Origin of the sequence: Martelella alba (assembly GCF_005217455.1) — a bacterium.
Lineage (GTDB): Bacteria > Pseudomonadota > Gammaproteobacteria > Enterobacterales > Enterobacteriaceae > Acerihabitans.
In genome coordinates this window covers 20,793-28,122 of sequence record NZ_SZPQ01000052.1, presented here as the reverse complement: position 1 = coordinate 28,122, position 7,330 = coordinate 20,793, and the positions used below count along the sequence as shown (strand labels likewise).

Annotated in this window: 4 protein-coding genes and 1 pseudogene; 2 read left to right on the top strand and 3 right to left on the bottom strand. The window is 56.0% G+C overall.

Annotation, left to right across the window (positions count from 1 at the left end; translation table 11 throughout):
- From FCN80_RS22890 to speA, 3 genes and pseudogenes are all read right to left on the bottom strand, one after another.
- A pseudogene (locus FCN80_RS22890) lies at positions 1-300 on the bottom strand (transketolase); the annotation flags it as partial.
- 312 nt (positions 301-612) lie between these two features.
- Positions 613-1,530: an agmatinase gene (speB, locus tag FCN80_RS22885; protein ID WP_136992659.1), complete on the bottom strand. Its 918-nt coding sequence runs from the start codon at positions 1,528-1,530 to the stop codon at positions 613-615.
- Between the two features lie 14 nt (positions 1,531-1,544).
- On the bottom strand, positions 1,545-3,521 hold the full coding sequence (gene speA / locus FCN80_RS22880) for a biosynthetic arginine decarboxylase (RefSeq protein ID WP_136992658.1): 1,977 nt from the start codon (positions 3,519-3,521) through the stop codon (positions 1,545-1,547).
- Between the two features lie 860 nt (positions 3,522-4,381).
- Between speA and metK the strand changes: the two genes are divergently transcribed.
- Entirely contained in the window at positions 4,382-5,536 is a 1,155-nt protein-coding gene (gene metK, locus FCN80_RS22875; protein ID WP_136992657.1) for a methionine adenosyltransferase, read from the top strand.
- 393 nt (positions 5,537-5,929) lie between these two features.
- Positions 5,930-7,327, top strand: a complete 1,398-nt coding sequence (locus tag FCN80_RS22870) for a sugar porter family MFS transporter (RefSeq protein WP_136992656.1) — start codon at positions 5,930-5,932, stop codon at positions 7,325-7,327.
- Positions 7,328-7,330: the final 3 nt, after the last annotated feature.

Here is a 7,330-nt window from a genome sequence, read left to right as displayed (position 1 = left end):
ATGGCCGGGGGTTTTTGAATGCAACTGGCGGAAGTTTTTCAGCTCTTCCATGGGCAGGTTATAGCCGGTCAGGTGCAACAGGCTATAGAGCAGCATGGAGCCATGGCCGTTGGACAGGATAAAGCGGTCGCGATTGGCCCATTTGGGATTGGCGGGATTGTGCCGCAGATAATCGTTCCACAGGACTTCGGCGATATCGGCCATGCCCATCGGGGCGCCGGGATGGCCGGATTTGGCCTTCTGCACGGCATCCATGCTTAAAGCGCGAATCGCGTTCGCCAGGGTTTTTCGGGATGTCATTTTTATACTCCAGTTCGGAATGAATTAGGCCTCGATTACCAAGTTTCTTTGATATCAGTAGGTTATGATAAAATGCCACGAAAAAAAATATCGCTAAATGTAACCTAAACCGGGTAGCGATGTATATGCAGTAATACGGGAAAAATGGGGGGAAAATCTGGCGCGGGTTGCGCAACGCGCGCGAGGTCCGCCACGCCGGCGGCGGATTTACCTGGGTAAAACCCGCCTGCCGGCGCGAAATGGGCGAACCTTGCCTGGGAGAAATGCCTTTAGCGCGGCGAAGCCGATATCCGCCGACAAGCCGAGTGTTCGTCAGTCTTTGCCGGCCGCCTGGATATATAACATTTCCAGCGCCAGGGTCGCCGCCGCCAGGGCGGTAATCTGGGCGTTGTCGTAGGCCGGCGCCACTTCCACCAAATCCATTCCCACAATATTGAGCGATTGCAGGCCGCGAACCAGTTTCAACGCCCGATCCGTGCTCAGGCCGCCGATGACCGGCGTGCCGGTACCCGGCGCGCAGGCCGGATCCAGACAATCGATATCGAAGGTCAGATACACCGGCAAATCACCGACGATGCCTTTTACCTGGGCCAGGATCTCATCTACGCCGCGATCGTTAACCTGCCCCGCATCCAGCACGGTAAAGCCGTTGTCGCGCTCATATTCGGTACGGATACCGATCTGTACCGAATGCCGCGGATCGATCAGACCTTCGTTGGGCGCGTGATAGAACATGGTGCCGTGATCGTACTTGCTGCCGTTACTGTAGGTATCGGTATGCGCGTCGAAATGCACCAGCGCCATTTTGCCGAAGTGCTTGGCGTGGGCTCGCAGCAGCGGCAGCGTCACGAAATGATCGCCGCCGAACGACAACAGGCGTTTGCCGGCCGCCAGCAGGCGTTCGGCGTGGGATTGCAGTTTGTCGCACAGATCCTGCGCATCGCCGAAGTCGAACACCACATCGCCGCAATCGACGATGTTAAGCCGCTTGCGCACATCGAAATCCCAGGGCCAGCGGCACCCCTCCCAGGCCAGATTGGTGGAAACCTGGCGAATCGCGGCCGGGCCGTGCCGGCCGCCGGAGCGGCCGCTGGTGGCCATATCGAAGGGGATACCGGTAATCACCCAGTCGGCATCGCTCTCATAGGGGTTGAATTCCAGCGGCAACCGCAAAAAACCGAATGCGTTGGACACCAGCGAATTATCGTATTGATGGCCCAGGGTCGTCATATTGATTCCTTAACTTATTCGTCTTCAAGATAGGTGTAACCGTACAGTCCGGCTTCAAATTCCTCGAGGAAATCCCCTTGCAGGCCGGCGTCCAAATCCGTTTCCTTGACCTGATCGCGAAAACGCGTGAGCAGCACATTCGGTTCGAGCTGGACATATTGCAGCATATCGGCCACCGAGTCCCCCTCATCGGACTCGTTAAGCTCCACGCTACCGTCGCGGAAAACATAGACATCCACCGCCGCGGTATCGCCGAACAGGTTGTGCATGTTGCCGAGGATTTCCTGGTAGGCGCCGACCATGAAAAACCCCAGCAACGGCGGGTTATCCGGATCATAGGGCGGCATCGGCATGGTGGTGGCGATACCGTCGCCGTCGATGTAATGATCGATGGTGCCGTCCGAGTCGCAGGTAATGTCCAGCAACACCGCGCGGCCTTCCGGCGGTTTGTCCAGGCCTTCCAGCGGCAACACCGGAAAAAGCTGATCGATGCCCCATGCGTCCGGCATCGACTGAAACAGCGAGAAATTAACGTACAGCTTGTCCGCCATGCGCTCTTGCAATTCATCGATAATGGGCCGGTGGGCGCGATTACTCGGATCCAGTTGCGTCTGGATCATCCGGCAGATATTCAGATAAAGCTGCTCCGCCCAGGCGCGCTGCGTCAAATCAAGCATACCGTGGGTGTATTGGGTATGGACGTCATGCAGATCCATTTGGCTGTCGTGCAGCCATTCGCGCAATGAGCGGCGATTGATGGGTTCCTGCATCTCCTGCCAGGTTTGCCACAGGCTTTCCAACGCCCGCGGCGCGTCTTCGGCCGGCGGCTCCGGGTCGCTGAACTCGTTGCGTTCGACGCCGATGATATTGGAAACCAGCACCGTATGGTGCGCGGTGACCGCCCGGCCGGATTCGGTTATCACCGTCGGGTGGGGCAGGTCGTATTCGTTGCAGGCATCGCCAATCCCCCAGATCACGTTATTGGCGTATTCGTTAAGTCCGTAATTGGCCGAGCCGTCCGATTGCGAGCGGGTGCCCTCGTAATCCACGCCTAGGCCGCCGCCCACGTCGAAACATTCTATGTTGACGCCCAGGCGATGCAGCTCGACATAGAACCGCGCTGATTCCCGCACGCCGGAGGCGATATCGCGGATGTTGGACAATTGCGAACCCAAATGAAAATGCAACAACTGCAGGCTTCCCAAACAATGCTTGCTGCGCAGTAATTCCACCAGTTGCAGTACCTGCGTCGCCGCCAGGCCGAACTTGGATTTTTCGCCGCCGCTGGACTGCCACTTGCCGGAGCCCTGCGACGCCAGGCGCGCGCGGACCCCGAGCCTGGGCACCACATTCAGCCGTTCGGCCTCCTCCAATACCAGGTTGATTTCGGACAGTTTCTCGATAACCAGGTAAACCTTATGGCCCAGTTTCTCGCCGATCAGCGCCAAGCGGATGTATTCGCGATCCTTGTAGCCGTTGCAAACAATAACGGTGCGGGTCATGCCGGCATGCGCCAGCACCGCCATCAGTTCCGCCTTGGAGCCGGCTTCCAGACCCAGCGGTTCACCCGAATTCACCAGAGATTCGATAACTCGGCGATGCTGGTTGACTTTGATGGGGTAGACCAGAAAATAGCCGCCGCGATAACCGAAGGATTCACGGGCGCGCCGAAATGCGGCATTGATGGAACGCAGCCGGTGTTGCAGGATTTGCGGAAAGCAGAACAGCGCCGGCAGCCGCTGGCCGTCGTTTTGCCGCTCTTTGACCAGCTCGGCCAAATCGACGCGCGCCTCTGGATAGTCCGGATCGGGGCAAACGGTGATATGACCCAATTCGTTAACGTCAAAGTAATTATTGCCCCAGTAAGCGACATTGTAGGTTCGCATCATTTTACTGGCATCGCTGTCATTCATGGCGACCTCCTGCATGGAACGCAAAGTGTCATGGACCCCCGAGGAATGGAAACCCGGCTGTTTTTGATCATCAAGCATGACATACCTCTCCCACCCGGCTCACGTTGATGATCTCGTGTACCGTTTTCATAGCGCTGACAACGCCGCCGACGGCAAAACCCAGCCCGCGGGGGCTTCCCGCCAACAGCAACAAACGTCGCCGGACGCGACCGGCGTCCGGTACATCAGTACCATAATTGTAAAACACCTTGATGAACTCCGTGCTACGGAACAGAAGACGCCCATTTTCATGAGCCGCTTGAATAATCCGCCGCGCCCGCTCAATAAACGGCGCGCGGACTAACGATTCGGGCAACCGCCGAGGGTCCGAAGGACCGGCGACATCGGCGATAACAGGGGGACGACGCGAACGACGCGTGAAGCGGCGGGCAGATATGCCGACGACGGGAGGGGCCGGTCGGGACCGAAACCAAGCGAATCATTAACTGTGTCACCCCCCGTGTAGCCGGACCCGGCGGAACCGCCGGACCAGAGCAAAAAGTCACCTGAACGTCATACCTTACTCGCCGCCGCGATGCGACTTGCGATGCCGCGGGCAATGGGCCTGCGCCGCTTTTTTCGTGCGCGCGCATTTATACAGCCAAGCCCGGCAAAAAGCAAAAAGTAAATCATGACAAGGTATTTTCAGCGGCGATTTTAGGAATGCCGGTTCAGGTTGCCAGAAAAATCGCTGGCCTTTTGCCGGCGGGGTGGCCTAGAATAGCCATCCAGAAGTTAATCCGTCCAGACTGGTTAACTCAGCGACGCACTGTTAAAAGATTTCATCCGCGGGACGTTGCAGGACGCATAAGCCTATCCGAGGGACATCGCCTTTCGGATGGTATATCCCCAGCGCTACGCAGTCATTTCTAACCCGTTTTTCTAAGGTAAAGAGACCGATGGCTAAACACCTTTTCACGTCCGAATCCGTTTCAGAAGGACATCCTGATAAAATCGCGGATCAAATTTCCGATGCTGTACTTGATGCTATCCTGGCCCAGGATCCGAAAGCGCGTGTGGCCTGCGAAACCTATGTCAAAACCGGTATGGTGCTGGTCGGCGGTGAAATCACCACCAGCGCCTGGGTGGATATCGAGGAACTGACGCGCCGCACCATCCGCGAAATCGGCTATGTCAGCTCCGAGATGGGTTTCGATGCCAACTCCTGCGCCGTGCTGAGCGCCATCGGCAAGCAGTCTTCCGATATCAATCAGGGCGTGGATCGCACCGACCCGCTGGAACAGGGTGCCGGCGACCAGGGCCTGATGTTCGGCTATGCCACCGACGAAACCGACGTGTTGATGCCGGCACCCATCACCTATGCCCATCGTCTGGTATCGCGCCAGTCGCAGGTGCGTAAAAGCGGCGCCCTCCCCTGGCTGCGTCCTGACGCCAAAAGCCAGGTGACCTTTGCGTATGACGGCGACAAAGTGGTCGGCATCGATACCGTGGTGCTTTCCACCCAGCATGGCGAAGATGTTTCCTTGAGCGACCTCAAGGAAGGGGTGATGGAAGAGATCATCAAACCGGTGTTGCCCGCCGAATGGCTGTCCCCCGCCACCAAATATTTCATCAATCCCACCGGCCGCTTCGTCATCGGCGGACCGATGGGCGACTGCGGCCTGACCGGGCGTAAAATCATCGTCGACACCTATGGCGGCATGGCCCGCCATGGCGGCGGCGCTTTTTCCGGTAAAGATCCGTCCAAGGTCGACCGTTCCGCCGCCTACGCCGCCCGCTATGTCGCTAAGAATATCGTCGCCGCCGGGCTGGCTTCCCGCTGTGAAATCCAGGTGTCCTATGCTATCGGCGTAGCGGAACCCACTTCCATTTCCGTGGAAACCTTCGGCACCGGAAAAATCCCGCACGAACAGCTGATTCAACTGGTTCGCGAGTTTTTTGATTTGCGTCCTTACGGTTTGATCAACATGCTGGATCTGTTGCAACCTATTTACGGCGAAACGGCGGCTTACGGCCATTTCGGTCGCGAACACTTCCCTTGGGAAAAAACCGATAAAGCACACATACTGCGCGAGGCCGCCGGACTGAAATAACCGGAAGTCGCCAGCCAGTCAGACAGCACATCCACGCGCTATACTTATAACGGTGATCTCTTGATCACCGTTTTTTTTCGCCTCCTGAAATCGATTACATGTCCCTATTGGTATATTTTCCAAAAGGTTAATTCCTAAAACATCGAAAAAAAATAATTCCTGCCGTTGCGTTTTCAGCTATACATTATATGCTACGTCCGCTAATTGATTTAGTTTGATATATCCCCATTTTGTAGCATGTTATCTGGTCAGATAGGTCTTTATTTTCTACGGATAGCGGCGAAAGAATGTAAACGATTACATAGATGTGATGGATATCACATACCGGCAATGCTTGTAGACTATGATTATTAGCTAACGATGCTTAAAAAATACCATCTTTAGGGAGGTGCCATGAGTACTGCCACACAGGAGTCGAGTCATTCTCCGACAAGTTTCACCTTTTTTGTCTGTTTTATGGCCGCTCTGGCGGGTCTGCTTTTCGGTTTGGATATTGGGGTTATCGCCGGCGCGTTGCCCTTCCTATCCAAGGAATTTCAAATTACTTCACAGCAACAGGAATGGGTGGTCAGTTCCATGATGTTTGGCGCGGCGGTGGGCGCGGTGGGCGCCGGCTGGCTGTCCTCCCGGCTCGGTCGCAAATACGGCTTGCTGGTCGGCGCGATATTGTTTGTCGCCGGCTCATTATGCTCCGCCTTTGCGCCCAACACGGAAACCTTGATCTTCGCCCGCATCATTCTGGGCCTGGCGGTGGGCATCGCCTCCTATACCGCGCCACTCTATTTATCGGAAATCGCGCCGGAACGGATCCGCGGCGGCATGATCTCCATGTATCAATTAATGATCACCATCGGCATCCTGGCCGCCTATCTGTCCGATACCGGATTCAGTTACAGCGGCAACTGGCGCTGGATGCTGGGGGTTATCACCATCCCCGCGGGGCTGTTGTTCATCGGCGTGTTGTTTTTGCCGGACAGCCCGCGCTGGCTGGCGGCCAAGGGCCGTCACGGCGAAGCGCAAAAAGTGCTCAATATGCTGCAAGACAACTCTGAACAAGCCAGAAGGGAATTGAAGGAAATTCGCGAAAGCTTAAAAATCAGACAGGCTGGCTGGGCGCTGTTTACCAGCAACAGCAATTTTCGCCGGGTGGTTTTCCTCGGCATTTTGCTGCAAGCCATGCAACAGTTTACGGGCATGAACGTAATTATGTACTATGCGCCGAAGATCTTTGGCATCGCCGGTTTCTCCAGCGGTTCCGATCAGATGTGGGGAACGGTCATCGTCGGCCTGGTGAATGTGCTGGCCACCTTCATCGCCATCGGTCTGGTGGACAGATGGGGCCGTAAGCCCACGTTAAAACTGGGCTTTCTGGTGATGGCCGTGGGTATGGGCGTTTTGGGAACATTGTTGCATATGGGCGTCGAAACGGATTTTCGCAAATATTTCGCCATCGTAATGCTATTGATGTTCATTGTCGGATTCGCCATGAGCGCAGGTCCGTTAATTTGGGTGTTGTGTTCGGAGATTCAGCCGTTGAAAGGCCGTGATTTCGGCATAACGGTCTCCACCGCCACCAACTGGATCGCCAACATGATCGTCGGCGCCACCTTCCTGACCATGCTGGACAAACTTGGCCATGCGCCCACTTTCTGGATTTACGCGCTGCTGAACGTGATTTTCATCGTCATCACTTTTGTCTTGTTGCCGGAAACCAAAAATGTCTCCCTGGAGCACATCGAACGCAATTTGATGCGCGGCAAGCCATTGCGCGAAATCGGCGACCGTTCCTAAGCC